Source organism: Klebsiella sp. K-Nf6 (genome assembly GCF_002806655.1).
Taxonomy (GTDB): Bacteria; Pseudomonadota; Gammaproteobacteria; order Enterobacterales; family Enterobacteriaceae; genus Klebsiella; species Klebsiella variicola.
The window spans coordinates 91,969-108,686 of the sequence record NZ_PIBN01000009.1 but is presented as its reverse complement, the minus strand read 5'-3'; the positions used below and the strand labels follow the sequence as shown (position 1 = coordinate 108,686).

The following is a 16,718-nucleotide window of genomic DNA, read 5'->3' as shown; positions in this document are numbered from 1 at the left end:
TTACAATCGGTATAAAAAGAATGAGTAATAACCCTTTGATTCCAGAGAGTAAACTCCCGGCGCTCGGCACCACGATTTTTACCCAGATGAGCGCCCTGGCCCAGCAGCATCAGGCCATCAACTTGTCACAGGGCTTTCCCGATTTCGACGGCCCGCGCTATCTTCAGGAGCGTCTGGCGTACCATGTGGCGCAGGGGGCGAATCAGTACGCCCCGATGACCGGCGTGCCGGCGCTGCGCGAGGCGATCGCCGGGAAGACGGCGGAGCTGTATGGTTACCTGCCCGACGTCAATAGCGATATCACGGTCACCGCCGGGGCGACGGAGGCCCTGTACGCGGCGATCACCGCTCTGGTGCGCCGCGGCGACGAAGTGATCTGTTTCGATCCCAGCTATGACAGCTATGCTCCCGCGGTGGCGCTAGCCGGCGGCGAGTTACGCCGTATTGCGCTGCAGCCGCCGCATTTTCGCGTCGACTGGCAGCAGTTTGCTGCGGCGCTGAGCGATAAAACCCGGCTGGTGATCCTCAATACCCCGCACAATCCATCAGCTACCGTCTGGCAGCGCGAGGATTTTGCTGCTCTGTGGCAGGCAATCGCCGAACGCGAGATCTATGTCCTCAGCGATGAGGTTTATGAGCATATCAATTTCGCCGCTGACGGCCACGCCAGCGTACTGGCGCATCCTCAACTGCGCGAGCGGGCGGTGGAGGTCTCCTCGTTTGGCAAAACGTTTCATATGACCGGCTGGAAGGTCGGCTACTGCGTGGCCCCTGCAGCCATCAGCGCCGAGCTGCGCAAGGTGCACCAGTATCTGACCTTCTCGGTGAATACCCCGGCGCAGCTGGCGATCGCCGACATGCTGCGCGAAGCGCCGGAGCACTATCGTGAGCTGCCGGCGTTCTATCGGGAACGTCGCGATCTGTTTATTGACGCGCTGCGCCCGAGCCGGCTGGAACTTCTGCCCTGTGAAGGGACCTATTTCCTGCTGGCGGACTACAGCGCTATTTCCGATCTTGACGACGTCAGCTTCTGCCGTTGGCTGACGACCGAAGTCGGGGTGGCGGCGATCCCGCTCTCCGTCTTCTGCGCCGATCCGTTCCCGCACAAGCTGATCCGCTTGTGCTTCGCCAAACAGCCGGCGACCCTGCTGGCCGCGGCGGCGCGTTTGTGCCAGCTGTAGTTACTTAATCGTCCACGCCTGAGAGAACTGGCGGCCAGCGAACATCTCCGTCAGGCCGCTAATTTGTTTCAGGCGCAGCACCTCATCGGCATCCATTCCCAGCTCTTTGCCGATCTTCTGCGGCGTCCAGCCGAGCTGGGTCAGTTCGCGGACGATTTCCGACATGGCGTGGATTTGGTGGCGTCCGCGCGCCCGGTTGTGGCGTATGGTCGCTGCCATCAGCCCGTCACGCGAGGCGGCTTCACTCGTCAGGCAGGTCACCGGCAGGTAACCTTTCAGTGTTTTTTTCAGCGCGGCTTTGTTGCAGGCCAGCTCATGACGGTGAAAACCGTCGACAATCGTATACGCCTGCGGGCTTTGCTGGATGACGACGACCGGCTGGGTAAAGCCGTCGGCTTCCAGCGACGTTTGCAGCAGGCGTTTTTCCGGTGGCGCCACGTTATTCGGGTTGTAATCGTTGGGGATGACCTGCTCCTGTTTTACCCACAGCACGCAGTCAACGGGCTGGGAGCGGAAGGGGCTGCGCTGGTGGAGCACTCGGCGAAACGCGTTGATTGCCTCGATGCGCGCCTCGTCATCCAGCGTTTGCAGATAAGCGTCCAGCGCCTGCGTCAGTTGTTGTTGCATAATATCCCCCATTGTTGGCGATGTTTTTCCATGCGTTTACGGTAGCGCTGATAGTGGCTGCTTTTGGTCGGGCTAAACGAGAGCTGGCGGCACCAGTAGTCGTTATTGAGCAGCACCTTGCAGACTCGCCGCCAGGACGGGATATCTTTGGTGCCAATGTCTGCGGGCTGGGTGTCGGGAATATCCTCCATGCCTTTTTTCAGATACCAGCGCAGATAAACGGCAATTTTGTTACGGTAGTGCTCGGCAGTGGTTTCCGGCATGCTGTCGAGCAAGAACAGGGCGTAGCTTTTCCACGTCAGGTGGTCGGGTTTTTCGATTTTTCGATGACCGTAGAATTGATTATCATGCCCGGCATAGACCCCACCGCTGTGCGCGCCGCTCACCCGCTGACACATCGCAGCCCAGCGTTCAGGCTCCAGCACATGGTAGAGCCACAGTCCCTGGCGCTGCTCCGGACCGAACGGTTCGCAGATGCGCATATAGCGCAGCGGTACCCCAGCCTGATACATCAGATCGTACAGTGGGTTATAGGACTGACCGCTTTTGGCAAACCAGGTCCAAATGTCGGCGGTTTTCCAGTCATAGAGTGGGTAGATGTACCAGGCATGGCCGCCCGGCGCCGAGGTGGTCCACGGTTTATCGTCGGCGAAACGCTGTTTGCGCTGCGAAGAGATGGTCATAAAGCGATTCAGTGACTCGTCGGCGCGAATGCCGACCAGCACGGCAGCGGGGCGCCGCTGTGAAAACCACTCGGCAAAGTGGCTGACAAAGGACTCAAAGCTCATCCCCGGTTGGTAAAACGAAAAATAGCCCGGGTGGGTAATTGCCCAGGGCGGCGGCTGACGGACCCAGTCGGTCCCGGGCTCCCAGCATTGCCATTGCGGTTTATACTGCGTCAGGGCATTTTGGGTCGTTAGCGGCAGGGCAACCCAGTAAAAGGCGTCGATCACATCCTGATACTGGAGGCGTAGTTTTTCACAGTGGGCGATGGTGCAGGAGAACTGCGCTTCCCAGTCAATAAACAACACACTGATTTTTTTCCCCTGTAACCGTGCCGCCTGGGCGGTTAAATGCAGCATGACGGTGGAGTCTTTTCCACCCGAGAAAGAGACGCAAATACGTGAAAAATTATCCAGCACCCACTGGATGCGCTGCTCAGTTGCCTGCAGCACCGATTCCGGTAAGGGATATTTAATAAACGACATGACCATTAATCCTTTAACAGTAGAAATTCCCGCTCGCTCAGTATAAACGATGAGGGCTGCGAAATTAATGGTCGATTTGCATTCTGACAGGGTGCGAAAAATAGGCAGGAAAGTTACTCGCTGTTATTAAGTTGTGGGCGTGATACATCTCGGTCATTCATTAATATTTTTATTAATTCAGATAAGAAATGATTTTGTGTTGATGATTGGTGATAGTTAATATATATCGTGATGTCCGGAAATAGCTCGTCTATATTGATGACGTGAAGTTGCATGGCCGGCGAAATAAAGTCATATAAATAAGAAGGAACGAAGCCAATTAAGTCGGTTTTATTGATCATGTTAAGAATGGTCATAAAAGAGTCGCTGCGAAAGGCAATATTACGCGGATTTAACCATGGCGTGCTGCTTTGCTGGACGCGCTGAATGACAGGATCGTTGGTGATATAGTGGGTGAAAAATTCCTGCGCCAGCGCATCAATCGACGTGAGTTGCTCTCGCCGCGGATGGTCCGCCCGGCAAACCGCCAGGGTCTGCACCGTCTGATAGGGCTCACACAAAGTGGCACGGTTGGTAACGGGCATTCGGGTGAACACCAGGTCCGCCTGGCGATACGCCAGCAGCTCCTCAGCCGATTCCGTGGTGGTCAGGTTATGGTGCTCAATCTGCAAATTGGCCTGATGACAGAGCTCATTAATCATAAAATGGCTATTGACTGAACAGAACAGCGGGGGGCCATATATCACAATACGTTTACGCAGTTCGGAGCGATTATTGAGATTGATGGTTTTTTCCAGCTGTTCAAGATTTTGTTGCAAATGATAATGAAGATTGACGCAGGCGGTGGTGGGTGTCATCCCTTTCCCGACGCGAACAAATAACGGATCGTCTAACTGCTGGCGCAAACGCTGCAACGACTGACTCACCGCTGACGGGGTGATAAATAACATGGCGGCTGCTTTGCTGATGCTCAAATGTTGATAGATACATTCAAAAATAACCAATAAATTCAAATCGAACTTTTTCAGATCGTAAAGATTTGCCATTAATGCAGTCCTGTGTATTATCAGCGCGGGTGAAAATATTTTTAATGGGAATGTTGAGTGGCTTAATATTCGTGGTGTGAATTTAATTTCTGGCCAATAATGTTAAGTTCTGCTTAATATATCTTATTGTCGACAGGGGCGCCAGCGGTCGTGGTTATCTGGCGCCATTATGCAATGAGATTATTCTTGTTCGCCCATCATGATATGCAGCTTTTCTTTATCTGGCAGACCGACCACCTGCTGTAACATATTATCCTTATTCATATAGTAAATGGCTGGCGTGACGTTGGCCCCCAGCTCGTCCATCAGCTGCTGATTAACGTTGAGCACTTTCATCTTCTCCGGTGGGATAGCCTGCGGGAGCGTCAGGGCCATTTTCCCGTTTGATTGCTCGTAATCATGCCAGGTCTTCGCCGGATCCTTGGTGGCAAGAATGGCGGCGGCGGTGGCCGGGCTTTCTGGCTTGATCACGCCCACCAGCAGGGTGCGAATCTGTACTTTACCGGCTTCCACCCAGGGACGGGATTGCTGCCAGAACTGTTTACAGTAGGGGCAGAAGGGATCGGCAAAGACATACAGCACGATGGGGGCGTCCTTGTGGCCATCCTGCAGCCAGTTGGCCTGAGCCATCTTCTGCCACATCTCCTGTCCTGCCGGAGTGTAGAGTTCTTTCTGAAACAGCTGCTCGCTGAGGTTGGTGCCGTTCTCATCATACATATAGCCGGAGATCGCGTGTTTACCGTCTGGTGTTAGGTAGATGGCGACGCCCATATCCTGATATTTTCCCAGCCAGCCTTTCATTCCCCCCGGTGCGTCAAAAGGTTTGATGATAGTAATGCCCTGTTTTTCAATCGCTTTTACCGGGGCGGGTAGGTCCTCCGCATGGCTGCATAACGGGAAAACGCTGAGTAACAGCAGTCGCTTTAACATGAGTATTCCTTGTAAAATCAGCAGGTAAGGGAAAAGCATTGCCGAACCTATTACAGTCATAGGTAAGAACAGCTGAACGATGGATTGCCCTTTCCTGGCATGGGTGATGTAATCCTGGATGCTGTTACATTAAGGTAATGTAGAGCGCAACACATAGCCAGTCTGACTGGCGCTGAACCTACCTTCGGGTATTTCAGGTAACGGGGCCGCCTGAAAGGGTGGCCTTTTTACTTTTGTCGCGGCAAATGATGCGAAAAACAGCGAACAGCGCTGAACGCGTCGACAGGTTCACAGAGTTGTCTTGTTCCGGTTGTTAGATAACGCTTATTGATTCGATAATGTAAACGCATTGGTCGGGTCAGGAAAAATTCGTTAACTTAGACCTCAACGAAAACACGGAGGAAGTATAGATGTCCTTAATTAACACTAAAATCAAACCGTTCAAAAACCAGGCATTCAAAAATGGTGAATTCATCGAAGTCACCGAGAAAGACACCGAAGGCCGCTGGAGCGTCTTCTTCTTCTATCCGGCTGACTTCACTTTCGTCTGCCCGACCGAACTGGGCGACGTGGCTGACCATTACGAAGAACTGCAGAAGCTGGGCGTAGACGTTTACTCTGTGTCTACCGATACCCACTTCACCCACAAAGCGTGGCACAGCAGCTCTGAAACCATCGCGAAAATCAAATACGCGATGATCGGTGACCCGACTGGCGCCCTGACCCGTAACTTCGACAACATGCGTGAAGATGAAGGTCTGGCTGACCGTGCCACCTTCGTGGTTGACCCGCAGGGTATCATCCAGGCGATCGAAGTTACCGCTGAAGGTATCGGCCGTGATGCGTCTGACCTGCTGCGTAAAATCAAAGCGGCGCAGTACGTTGCTTCTCACCCAGGCGAAGTCTGCCCGGCTAAATGGAAAGAAGGCGAAGCGACACTGGCTCCGTCTCTGGACCTGGTCGGTAAGATTTAAGTCTGTTTGTGCCCGGCGGCGCTACGCTTGCACGGGCCTACAAGATCGTAGGCCGGGTAAACGGCGTGCCACCCGGCAATCAATGGGCGCTTTCGCGCCCATTTTATTCCAACACCATGATGCAAGCGCATTCAGGCCGCCTGGACAAGGCCGCTTGCATGATGATGTTTTAAGCCCAGGAGATAACAATGCTCGACACCAACATGAAAACCCAGCTCAAGGCCTACCTTGAGAAGCTGACCAAGCCTGTTGAGCTGATTGCCACGCTGGATGACAGCGCTAAATCGGCAGAGATCAAGGAACTGTTGGCTGAAATCGCTGAACTGTCAGACAAAGTCACCTTTAAAGAAGACAACACGCTCGCGGTACGTAAGCCATCATTCCTGATTACGAACCCAGGTTCCGACCAGGGTCCACGCTTTGCGGGCTCCCCGCTGGGCCACGAATTTACCTCGCTGGTGCTGGCGCTGTTGTGGACCGGCGGTCATCCGTCGAAAGAGGCCCAGTCGCTGCTGGAGCAGATCCGTGATATCGATGGCGATTTCGAGTTCGAAACTTACTATTCGCTCTCCTGTCATAACTGCCCGGATGTGGTGCAGGCCCTGAACCTGATGTCGGTGCTCAACCCGCGCATCAAGCACACGGCGATTGACGGCGGGACCTTCCAGAATGAAATTACCGATCGTAACGTCATGGGCGTTCCCGCGGTGTATCTGAATGGTCAAGAGTTTGGTCAGGGTCGGATGACGCTGACGGAAATTGTCGCCAAAGTGGATACCGGTGCGGAAAAACGCGCAGCAGAAGAGCTGAACCAACGTGACGCTTACGATGTGCTGATCGTCGGCTCCGGCCCGTCCGGCGCGGCAGCGGCGGTCTACTCTGCGCGTAAAGGTATTCGTACCGGCCTGATGGGCGAACGCTTCGGCGGCCAGGTGCTGGATACCGTGGATATCGAAAACTATATTTCGGTGCCGAAAACCGAAGGCCAGAAACTGGCCGGCGCGCTGAAAGCGCACGTCAGCGACTATGACGTCGATGTGATCGACTCCCAGAGCGCGACCAAACTGACCCCAGCGGCGACAGAGGGCGGCCTGCATCAGATTGAAACCGCCTCTGGCGCGGTGCTGAAGGCGCGCAGCGTGATCATCGCCACCGGGGCGAAATGGCGCAATATGAACGTACCGGGCGAAGATCAGTATCGCACCAAAGGCGTGACCTACTGCCCGCACTGCGACGGTCCGCTGTTTAAGGGCAAACGCGTAGCGGTAATTGGCGGCGGGAACTCCGGGGTAGAAGCCGCTATCGACCTGGCGGGCGTCGTAGAGCACGTGACCCTGCTGGAGTTTGCTCCAGAGATGAAAGCCGACCAGGTGTTGCAGGACAAAGTCCGCAGCCTGAAGAATGTCGACATCATTCTTAATGCGCAGACCACGGAAGTGAAAGGCGATGGCAGCAAAGTCACCGGCCTGCAGTATCGTGATCGGGTAAGCGGTGATGAGCATCATGTCGCGCTGGCGGGGATCTTCGTCCAGATTGGCCTGCTGCCTAACACCACCTGGCTGGAAGGCGCCGTTGAGCGTAACCGCATGGGTGAGATCATCATCGACGCGAAGTGCGAAACCAACGTCAAAGGCGTGTTCGCCGCTGGCGACTGCACCACCGTGCCGTACAAGCAGATTATTATCGCGGCAGGGGAAGGGGCAAAAGCGTCGCTGAGTGCCTTCGACTACCTGATCCGCACGAAAACCGCATAACAAGTCAGACAATAAACCTGCATAACAAAGAGGCTACCCTGGGGTAGCCTCTTTTTTTATCCTTTATTTCGTCACGCTTACCTGACGACCATCACCGGGATATGGGCATGGCGGATCACGCTTGAGGCATTGGATCCGAGCAGGTGGGTACTGATGGACGGGTTGCGCGAGCCAATTACCACGACATCGGCGTTAATTTCGTTGGCCAGCTCGTTGACCATATCGCGCACGCTGCCGAAACGGACATGCAGCTTGATACGCGATGGGTCAATGCTGAAATGGCTGACCATCGTCTGAAGACGGGTTTCCGCTTCATGCTGCAGGTGTTCTTCAAACCGCCGCAGATCGGCGGTAAAGCGGCTCATGGTGAAGCTCGCAGAACCGGGTAATACGTGGAGCAGATGGATCACCCCGTCCTGCTGGGCCAGAAACTCCGCATGCCGGACGGCCTTATCGCTCAGCGCCATCTCAAAGACATCAACGGGCATAATGATAGTCTTATACATATGCATTCCTCCTTGTTCGTTTGCGTCTATATCAACATATTATATGCGGATATAGTGTCATTCAGGTCGCAAAACTGTCAGTCAGGCAGGTGCAAAGCGTAAAAAAAGGTTAGCGGGGGAAGAAACAGCAGAAAGAGGATGTATGGACATCCTCTGAATAAAGCGCGAAACGCCTCAGGCAGCAGGGATTAGCGGTGGAATTCGCCAGCGGCTTCCGGCTGGTACAATAGCTCCAGCACTTCCAGGTGTGTCGATGCACCGCCCGGCAGCTCCCAGTGAATGGTGCTGCCGACTTTCAGACCCAGCAGCGCGGCGCCCACCGGCGCGAGGACGGAGAGCTGGCTGGCGCTGTCAGTCACCTGTGACGGAAACACCAGCGTCCGCACGCGCTCTTCGCCGCTGGTTAAATCGCGGAATTTTACCTTACTGTTCATGGTGACGACGTCATACGGCATCGCTTCCGGCGCCAGCATTTGCGCGCGGTCGAGCTCGTCATTCAGGGCATCGGCAACCGGTAAGTTGGCGAAAGCCGGCTGCTCCAGCAGCCTGTCGATACGTTCGGCATCCAGTTCGTTAATGATGATTGCGGGTCTGGTCATTGCATACTCCATGTTATCCAGGAACCTGTCCGTAAAAGAAAACCCTCGCCGAAAAGGGCAAGGGTTAAGGTTTTACCATCATACTGAGAGTTGCCGGCGGTTTGAAGTGATGAAACGCACATTCAGCGTGCAACGCCACCCGGAGGGCGGCGTTTTCTGCTCAGCACGTCGCTTTGCGCTACTCACCAACCTTATCCAGGATAAACTGGGTTCCACAGTTGCCCGGGTGAGGCTGTGGCAGAAAGGCGGAAGTGGTCAGCGGGGCGTTAATCGTGGCGGCGTTGAGGGAGATTTGCATCTCAGTCAGATAGGCCGGATTACCGTTACAGGTTAATTTAAACGCCTTCACGCTTTGTGGACCCCAGGCGCGGGCCACCGCGGCATCGAAGTCGGCGCGGCTGACGGTTTGACCATAATGCTTCGCGAGGAAATCGCCTACCGGGCTATGCTTAATTTCCCCATTCAGGCGCACCATGGTGCCAAAATAGCTATCGGGATCAAAGCCGAAGCAGACGCCATGTTTGGCGTATTCGTAGCGCTCCAGGCAGGAGGTGCCGCCCGAACCCGGCATCACGTTATTGAGCTTATTGGCCATCTCCAGCGACAGGCCGGTTTCCGCCGCCTGGCATTTGCGGTTCGCTTTCACTTCCGGCATGTCGGGCACCGGGCGCGTGGCGCAGCCGTAGCGCATCCAGCGTCGTTCATCCACCCCGCGTGCGGCAATCGATTTTGGCAGTCCGGGCCACAGGCCGTGCACGGTCAGAAAATCGGCTTTGTTCGCCGTGTCCTGTTGCAGGCGGCACTCTTCCGGTTCGCTACGGTTGCGGTCAAGCATGCTCTGACAGAATCCGGTTTGCCAGGAGAGGGCAAGGACGTAGCGGTCAAAATCAGCGTATCGCGTCGCGGTGAGCGGTTCAGCGCCGGCCTGAGTGGCGGTGAGCACAAGGGCTATCGCGGCGAAATCCTTCCTGAACATGTTTATTCCTGATTGTGGATGACAAAAGATAACGGGGAGTTATTAAAGCATAAAAAAGGCGCCTGCTGGCGCCTTTTCGCGTGGTTAGACCATTAGTGGATTGCGCTGCCGGGTACGAGGATCTCGGTAGCGATAATCACCACCAGCAGGCCAACCATCACCGGCACGGAGGTGCGTTTAACTACTTCGAACGGCGAAATTTTCGCCATCCCGGCGACGGCAACCACTACCCCGGAGACCGGCGATATCGTGCGGCCGAGGTTAGAGGCCTGCAGCATCGGAATCGACAGGTAAGCCGGATTGATGCCGGAAGAGTGCGCCAGCTTGGGGATCATCTCAACAAAGGCATAGAACGGGGCATTACCGGAGCCGGTAGTCATCGCCGCCAGCATGGTCAGGATCACCAGCACCAGCATCAGAATAATACTGGCCGAGCCGAACGACGTGGCGATGGAGATCAGCCCGTTGATAAAGCCGATAGTGCTTAACCCCTGGGCAAAGACGCCGGCAGCGACCAGCAGCATTACCACGCCGGCGAAGGCGTCGGCCATGCCGCGGTAGGCAACTTCCAGCCCGCTGAAGACATTTTTGGTGTTAAACCCGCGCAGGAACTCAAGGATCGCCGCCAGCAGCATGCAGCCAACGAGGATAGTGATAATGTGCAGTTCCGGTCCCCATTTACCATCAAAGATCAGTACGCCGATGATCGGGGTAAACGGCAGAATGGCGTACAGCGCCGGGGCGGTGGTGGTGATGTCGTTGACATCCAGCATTTCGTGGGAAATGTTCTCTTTTTTATCCAGATAACGCTGCCAGAAGAAGTGGGCAATCGCCATGCAAATAATGGCCGCGATGGAAATAGGCAGCGTGGTCTTGAAGGCAAAGTCGATCAGCGGCATTTCAGCGGCTTTCGCCGCCAGCACGACATCGCCAGAGGTGGGCGAGAGGATAATGGCCGCTGGTGAAGCGCAGATGGCGGCAGCCGCGCCGCGGCTGATACCGACGTTCACCATCACCGGGAACAGCGTCGCCATCAGCAGCACGCCAAGGCCGGTCGCCGAGGAGACCGCCAGCGACATCAGGCAGGCGACAAAGTAGGCGGCAATCATCAGCAGATAGGGCGAATTAATATAGCGCAGCGGCTTTGACGCTAATTTCACCACCATGTCATTGGCGCCAATATGGGTCATATAGGTGGCGAAGCCGCACAGCATCATAATCATCATACCCAGATCGCCACCGCGGCTCATGAGTAGAATCTTAATGTATTCAATAATATCGGTAGCGGAATAGCCGGTGCTGTCGGTGTTTCCCGGCAAGACTTTATGCCCCAGCAGGGCGCTGACGATCAATAAGATTAAGCCCCCGACGAACAGCACCCCGGTGGCCGAGTAGCCCTTAATGATATAGCGGGCGACGCCCACAATGACCACAATCCCGATCAGGATCTCAACAAACGTCAGCATTTATTACCCCTAAGCCCAAAGAATATGTAGATAAAAAGCGTCACACCAAATTTTAATGTGCGAATGTGCCGAAAAAACGGACAAAACTCGCTGATGCAAATCAATAAAGCGATAAGAACTACGCGTCACCCGTCTCGCCTGGATATAATCACCAGATGGATAGTTAAAAGGTTCTGATGGTCACCGGGCGAAAATCAGGAGTTTGCCTTATTTCGTTCAACCTGTATTGAGGCTATCTTTGCTATTTTAGGCGGCTTTTAAATGAAAGTGGTAATGGAAAAGTGTTGATGTTACGTCGTTTTTCACTGTTTTCTCTTGGTTTTTTTGGATGGTTGTTGGTATCCGTAAACGCCAGCGCGTCGTTTTCATCGACCCTCAGCGAAGGTTACCATACCTTAAGTAATAACGTGGCGCAGACCTGGAATGAGCCGGAGCACTATGACTTGTACGTTCCAGCCATTACCTGGCACGCGCGGTTTGCCTATGATAAGGAAAAGACGGATAAGTATAACGAACGCCCCTGGGGGGCGGGTTTTGGCGTCTCCCGCTGGGATGACAAAGGAAACTGGCACGGCCTGTACCTGATGGCGTTTAAAGATTCTTTCAATAAATGGGAGCCTATCGGCGGCTACGGCTGGGAGAAAACCTGGCGCCCGCTGACCGACCAGAACTTCCACCTTGGCCTCGGCTATACCCTCGGGGTAACGGCGCGCGATAACTGGAACTACATTCCTATCCCGGTGATCTTGCCATTAGCATCAATAGGTTACGGTCCAGCAACCTTTCAGATGACCTATATTCCAGGCACTTACAATAACGGTAACGTTTACTTCGCCTGGGCTCGTATACAGTTTTAATTCGCTAAGTCTTAGCAATAAATGAGATAAGCGGTGCGTCTTGTGGAAAAACAAGGACTAAAGCGTTACCCACTAAAAAAGATAGCGACTTTTATCACTTTTTAGCAAAGTTGCACTGGACAAAAGGTACCACAATTGGTGTACTGATACCCGACACAGCATTAGTGTCGATTTTTCATATAAAGGTAATTTTGATGTCTAAGATTAAAGGTAACGTTAAGTGGTTTAATGAGTCCAAAGGATTCGGTTTCATTACTCCGGAAGATGGCAGCAAAGATGTATTCGTACACTTCTCTGCAATCCAGTCCAACGGTTTCAAAACTCTGGCTGAAGGTCAGCGCGTAGAGTTCGAAATCACTAACGGTGCCAAAGGCCCTTCTGCTGCAAACGTAATGGCTATCTAACCAACACGTCAGTAGAATATAAAAACCCGCTTTAAGCGGGTTTTTTTTTGCCTGTTTTCAGGGTCTTAACGGCTGGCAGCCTGCGAGAAAAGCCAGAAGGCGGCCGCTGTCATAGCAAACGACCCCAGCAAATTTACCAGCACGTTGAGGAGTGCCCAGCTCACCCGTCCCTGTTGCAGGAGAAAGACCACTTCCGCAGAGAAAGTGGAGAAGGTCGTCAGCCCACCGCAGAATCCGGTGGTAATCAGCAACTTCCACATCGGGTCAATATCGGTTAGACGATTAAACCACGCCAGCCCGGCGCCAATCACAAAGGCACCTACCAGGTTGGCCGTCAGCGTCCCAATCGGGATAGCATGATGCACAGGATTGAGCTTCATGCCGAGCCACCAGCGCAATACGCTGCCGGTGCCACCGCCGATAAAAACGGCGCAAAGAAGTTGAAACACGGTTGTTTCCTGCTATTTGATATAAGAGAGCCTCAAGTGTAGCGCGCGACGGGCGCGGTTGGCTATTCATAACCTGACGGAGAAAAACATGCGGGTAGCGGCAGGACAATTTGCCGTCACGCCAGTATGGCGGACGAATGCGCAGACCTGTGTGGCGATGATGCAACAGGCTGCGCGTGAAGGGGCGGCGCTGCTGGTGCTGCCGGAGGCGTTGCTGGCGCGGGATGACAACGACCCGGACATGTCAGTGAAATCGGCTCAGTCGCTGGATGGGGAATTTTTGCAACTGCTGCTGGCTGAGAGCGGGCGTAACCGTTTGACCACGGTCCTGACACTGCACGTGCCGTCAGGAGAGGGCAGAGCGACCAATACGCTGGTGGTATTGCGGGGTGGCGAAGTGATAGCTCATTATCACAAGCTCCATTTATATGATGCCTTCGCAATGCAGGAGTCGCGGCGGGTGGATCCTGGCCAGCAGATCCCGCCGGTGATTGAGGTGGCGGGATTACGCGTTGGCCTGATGACCTGCTACGATCTGCGCTTTCCGGAACTGGCGCTATCGCTGGCGCTGAACGGGGCGGAGCTGCTGGTACTGCCCACCGCATGGGTGAGGGGGCCGCAGAAAGAGCACCACTGGGCGACGCTGCTGGCGGCGCGCGCCCTTGATACCACCTGCTATATCGTGGCGGCAGGCGAGTGCGGGACGCGGAATATCGGTCAGAGCCGCATTATTGATCCGCTGGGAACGACGCTGGCGGGGGCAGGGAGTGAGCCGCAGGTGATCTTTGCCGATGTCTCCGCGGAATACCTTGCCCGGGTTCGCGAGCGTTTGCCGGTGCTGCAGAACCGACGATTTGCGCCACCGCAATTATTGTGATGTTTTTTTAAACAGGGCTTGATTCACCTTGTTACAGATTGCTATTGTGTCCGCGCGTCAAATACCCGTATTGTTTATCCGAATAATTCGCTGTGCACGTCAGGATGGACACCTCTGCACTAACTCCTTGAGGAGAAGGCTCTGGGCCGAATCACGCAGCCCACGCACAGGTGGATTACAATATGACGGATAAATGCGTGTATGATGGCGTATTCGCAGCTTGTATAGAGAAGAAGGTTAGCTATGGGTGAGATTAGTATTACCAAACTGCTGGTAGTCGCAGCACTGATTATCTTAGTGTTTGGTACCAAGAAATTACGTACGCTGGGCGGCGACCTGGGTTCGGCTATCAAGGGCTTTAAAAAGGCCATGAACGAGGATGACGATAGCGCGAAGAAAGCCACCGTGGAAGAAGAAGCGCCGGCGCAGAAGATCTCTCATAAAGAGTAATTGACCCGATGCATCCCTCCGGAGGGATGCTGGCGGAACGGCGAAGAGGCCGCGACGAATATCGTTGCGGCCTTTGTCGTTTTTGGCGATGCCGTGCAGAAAAGATGCAACGAACTGTTACGAAAACGCGAAGCAGAGGAAGCGGAGAGGGGCCGCTGCGGCGAAAAATCGCGCAGCGGCAGAAGCGGCAGTTACTTCACTTCCATCCCTTTAGCCTGCAGGTCGGCATGGTAGGAAGAGCGAACGAAGGGACCGCAGGCGGCGTGGGTGAAGCCCATAGCCATTGCTTCCGCTTTCATCTCTTCGAACTCTTCCGGGCTGACGTAGCGCTGTACTGGCAGGTGGTGACGGCTCGGCTGCAGATACTGGCCTAACGTCAGCATGGTGACGCCGTGGCGACGCAGGTCGCGCATTACTTCAATGATCTCGGCGTTGGTCTCACCCAGACCGACCATCAGGCCGGATTTCGTCGGGAGCTCCGGGTGCGCTTCTTTAAAACGCTCCAGCAGCTTCAGCGACCAGTTGTAATCCGCGCCCGGACGCACCTGACGATAAAGACGTGGTACGTTTTCGAGGTTGTGGTTAAAGACGTCCGGCGGGGTCACCGTCAGGATTTCGAGCGCGCGATCCATACGGCCGCGGAAATCCGGCACCAGCGTTTCGATCTTAATTGACGGGTTTTTCTCGCGAATGGCGCTAATGCAGTCGGCAAAATGTTGCGCTCCGCCATCGCGCAGGTCGTCACGGTCCACTGAGGTGACCACGACATAGCGCAGACCCATATCGGCGATGGTTTGCGCCAGCTTCTGTGGCTCGTTCGCATCTGGGGTGACCGGACGTCCATGCGCAACATCGCAGAACGGGCAGCGACGGGTACAGATCGCGCCGAGGATCATAAAGGTCGCGGTACCGTGGTTGAAGCATTCTGCAAGGTTCGGGCAGGAGGCCTCTTCACACACAGAGTGCAGGCCGTTCTTACGCATCGCTGCTTTGATACCCTGGATACGGGACGAATCTGCCGGAAGTTTGATTTTCATCCATTCCGGTTTTCTGAGCAGAGCTTCACGCTCAGTTGCCACGTTTTTCACCGGGATAAGGGCCATTTTATCGGCGTCGCGGTACTTAACACCGCGTTCCATCACAATGGGTTTACTCATAGCGTGCGTGTTCCAGTTGCGAGTCACGAAGGAAAGCGAATTAATTCAATGAAATGTTGCAATTATCAACTATTTTTGAATCAAGAGCAGGCAGTATACCATTGAAAAGGGGCAGAAAGCAGCCTGCCTGCCTCGCAAATTGTAAAATAGTTGTTGTTTTATCCTTTTCCTTTCCGTGCGCTACGCCTTAAACGCCTGGATTACCGTCTCGATAATCTCTTTCAGCAACGGCTCCTTCCCACTTTGTTTATTGTAGTGCAGTGCGACATTAATTTTTTCGTCCTGCAGGGGATTGAAATCAAGGGGTTGCAGCGGCCAGAGCCGGGATACCATGGCGAACAGGCGCTCGGTGGTTAGCCCCAGCATGTCGCTCTCGGCGATCATGGCTGCCTGGGTCAGCAGGTTAAAGGTGCTGAATCCGCAGCGTCGTTCGCCCATCTCTTCCTGCAGTCGACGGTGAAGGGTAGGGTAGCGCTGGCCTTCCGGCAGCAGCAGCGCAAACTCATACTGAGCGAGGTGAGTTTCATCCTGCGGGCCGTGCAGCGCGGGGTGTTCAGCACGGCAGTACATCCGCACCCGATCCTGGTACAGCACGTGATGGCTTATCGCCTGGCCGCTGTGCAGATGAGTGTCAATTAACAGATCCACCTGGCGCTGGTCGAGTTGTCGCGCGGCGTCGGTGATGGCGATGTTGTGCAACAGGATCTGCGGAAAGGCCGGTTTCAGCGCGCTGGCCACGATGGGCATCAGCAGCGCCCCCATCCCTGGCGTGGTGGCGATAGTGATCACCCGCTGCTGGTGGGGGCTACCGGCGATATCCAGTGCACTGAGGAAAGCCTCCATACCCCGGCTGATGTACTGATGAAGATGGGTGGCATACGCGGTGGGCATCACGCCTTGCCCCTTGCGGATAAACAGCGGGTCAGGAAAAAGCGCCCGCAGTTTGTTAATCGACTGGCTAATAGCCGACGGCGTGATATTCAGTATCTTAGCGGCGTTGACGATGCCTTTATGGACGTAAACGGCTTCGAAAATAGTTAACAGGTTGAGGTCAATATTGCGCAGGATGCGAAACATCTGGCGGTCATAACGTTCATCCTGTCGTTCAGGGGATTCTGACGGAGACGTATTCTCTGGCACACGATGAGTCCGGTTGGGAATGATAGGGCAAGTATAGCGGCCCACCGCATCCCGTACGTGACAATTGATTGCAAAAATAATGTGTTAATCGTTTAGCGCCCCGCCGCCAGCGGGGCG

General features: G+C 54.6%; 18 protein-coding genes. 7 read left to right on the top strand and 11 right to left on the bottom strand.

What is annotated here, in order from left to right; all coding sequences use genetic code 11:
• Positions 1-35: 35 nt before the first annotated feature.
• Positions 36-1,181 (top strand): pyridoxal phosphate-dependent aminotransferase, encoded by a 1,146-nt coding sequence (locus tag CWM61_RS16440; RefSeq protein WP_165785277.1) that lies wholly within the window; start codon positions 36-38, stop codon positions 1,179-1,181.
• Here the strand turns inward: CWM61_RS16440 and CWM61_RS16435 are convergent, their stop codons facing one another.
• The 4 genes from CWM61_RS16435 to dsbG all read right to left on the bottom strand — a co-directional run bounded on the left by CWM61_RS16435 (position 1,182) and on the right by dsbG (position 4,992).
• The gene (locus CWM61_RS16435; protein WP_074386619.1) at positions 1,182-1,808 is read right to left on the bottom strand and encodes an IbrB-like domain-containing protein; all 627 of its coding nucleotides are present in this window, start codon (positions 1,806-1,808) and stop codon (positions 1,182-1,184) included.
• Positions 1,793-3,016 (bottom strand): phosphoadenosine phosphosulfate reductase, encoded by a 1,224-nt coding sequence (locus CWM61_RS16430; protein ID WP_100631557.1) that lies wholly within the window; start codon positions 3,014-3,016, stop codon positions 1,793-1,795. The genes CWM61_RS16435 and CWM61_RS16430 overlap by 16 nt, the downstream gene beginning before the upstream one ends.
• Before the next feature lie 113 nt (positions 3,017-3,129).
• Positions 3,130-4,062: a DNA-binding transcriptional repressor CitR gene (gene citR / locus CWM61_RS16425; protein WP_100631556.1), complete on the bottom strand. Its 933-nt coding sequence runs from the start codon at positions 4,060-4,062 to the stop codon at positions 3,130-3,132.
• Between the two features lie 180 nt (positions 4,063-4,242).
• Positions 4,243-4,992, bottom strand: a complete 750-nt coding sequence (dsbG, locus tag CWM61_RS16420; RefSeq protein WP_100631555.1) for a thiol:disulfide interchange protein DsbG — start codon at positions 4,990-4,992, stop codon at positions 4,243-4,245.
• Between the two features lie 410 nt (positions 4,993-5,402).
• Here dsbG and ahpC point away from each other — a divergent pair, with 410 nt between their 5' ends.
• Together ahpC and ahpF are read left to right on the top strand one after the other, a co-directional pair.
• Positions 5,403-5,966, top strand: coding sequence for an alkyl hydroperoxide reductase subunit C (gene ahpC, locus CWM61_RS16415; RefSeq protein ID WP_002894394.1), 564 nt, complete (start codon positions 5,403-5,405; stop codon positions 5,964-5,966).
• Positions 5,967-6,154: 188 nt separating this feature from the next.
• A complete protein-coding gene (ahpF, locus tag CWM61_RS16410) occupies positions 6,155-7,720 on the top strand; it encodes an alkyl hydroperoxide reductase subunit F (protein WP_074386552.1) in 1,566 nt (521 codons plus the stop codon).
• Positions 7,721-7,797: 77 nt separating this feature from the next.
• Here the strand turns inward: ahpF and uspG are convergent, their stop codons facing one another.
• From uspG to dcuC, 4 genes are all read right to left on the bottom strand, one after another.
• Positions 7,798-8,226, bottom strand: a complete 429-nt coding sequence (gene uspG, locus CWM61_RS16405; RefSeq protein WP_061155360.1) for a universal stress protein UspG — start codon at positions 8,224-8,226, stop codon at positions 7,798-7,800.
• Positions 8,227-8,414: 188 nt separating this feature from the next.
• Positions 8,415-8,825 (bottom strand): nucleoside diphosphate kinase regulator, encoded by a 411-nt coding sequence (gene rnk, locus CWM61_RS16400; RefSeq protein WP_100631554.1) that lies wholly within the window; start codon positions 8,823-8,825, stop codon positions 8,415-8,417.
• A 178-nt stretch (positions 8,826-9,003) separates the two neighbouring features.
• A complete protein-coding gene (rna, locus tag CWM61_RS16395; protein WP_074386551.1) occupies positions 9,004-9,801 on the bottom strand; it encodes a ribonuclease I in 798 nt (265 codons plus the stop codon).
• Positions 9,802-9,893: 92 nt separating this feature from the next.
• Positions 9,894-11,267 (bottom strand): anaerobic C4-dicarboxylate transporter DcuC, encoded by a 1,374-nt coding sequence (gene dcuC / locus CWM61_RS16390; RefSeq protein WP_100631553.1) that lies wholly within the window; start codon positions 11,265-11,267, stop codon positions 9,894-9,896.
• A 332-nt stretch (positions 11,268-11,599) separates the two neighbouring features.
• On the opposite strand from dcuC, the gene pagP reads away from it, so the two are divergent.
• The gene (pagP, locus tag CWM61_RS16380; RefSeq protein ID WP_319826661.1) at positions 11,600-12,124 is read left to right on the top strand and encodes a lipid IV(A) palmitoyltransferase PagP; all 525 of its coding nucleotides are present in this window, start codon (positions 11,600-11,602) and stop codon (positions 12,122-12,124) included.
• Between the two features lie 194 nt (positions 12,125-12,318).
• On the top strand, positions 12,319-12,528 hold the full coding sequence (cspE, locus tag CWM61_RS16375) for a transcription antiterminator/RNA stability regulator CspE (protein WP_012542460.1): 210 nt from the start codon (positions 12,319-12,321) through the stop codon (positions 12,526-12,528).
• 65 nt (positions 12,529-12,593) lie between these two features.
• Here the strand turns inward: cspE and crcB are convergent, their stop codons facing one another.
• Positions 12,594-12,977, bottom strand: coding sequence for a fluoride efflux transporter CrcB (gene crcB, locus CWM61_RS16370; RefSeq protein WP_074386548.1), 384 nt, complete (start codon positions 12,975-12,977; stop codon positions 12,594-12,596).
• Positions 12,978-13,065: 88 nt separating this feature from the next.
• Between crcB and CWM61_RS16365 the strand changes: the two genes are divergently transcribed.
• Both CWM61_RS16365 and tatE read left to right on the top strand, forming a co-directional pair.
• Positions 13,066-13,854, top strand: coding sequence for a deaminated glutathione amidase (locus tag CWM61_RS16365; protein WP_074386547.1), 789 nt, complete (start codon positions 13,066-13,068; stop codon positions 13,852-13,854).
• Between the two features lie 243 nt (positions 13,855-14,097).
• On the top strand, positions 14,098-14,304 hold the full coding sequence (gene tatE, locus CWM61_RS16360; protein ID WP_008805630.1) for a twin-arginine translocase subunit TatE: 207 nt from the start codon (positions 14,098-14,100) through the stop codon (positions 14,302-14,304).
• Positions 14,305-14,495: 191 nt separating this feature from the next.
• Here tatE and lipA read toward each other — a convergent pair whose 3' ends face one another.
• Entirely contained in the window at positions 14,496-15,461 is a 966-nt protein-coding gene (gene lipA / locus CWM61_RS16355) for a lipoyl synthase (protein WP_061155356.1), read from the bottom strand.
• A 180-nt stretch (positions 15,462-15,641) separates the two neighbouring features.
• Positions 15,642-16,601, bottom strand: a complete 960-nt coding sequence (locus CWM61_RS16350) for a YbeF family transcriptional regulator (protein ID WP_100631552.1) — start codon at positions 16,599-16,601, stop codon at positions 15,642-15,644.
• Positions 16,602-16,718 lie beyond the last annotated feature (117 nt).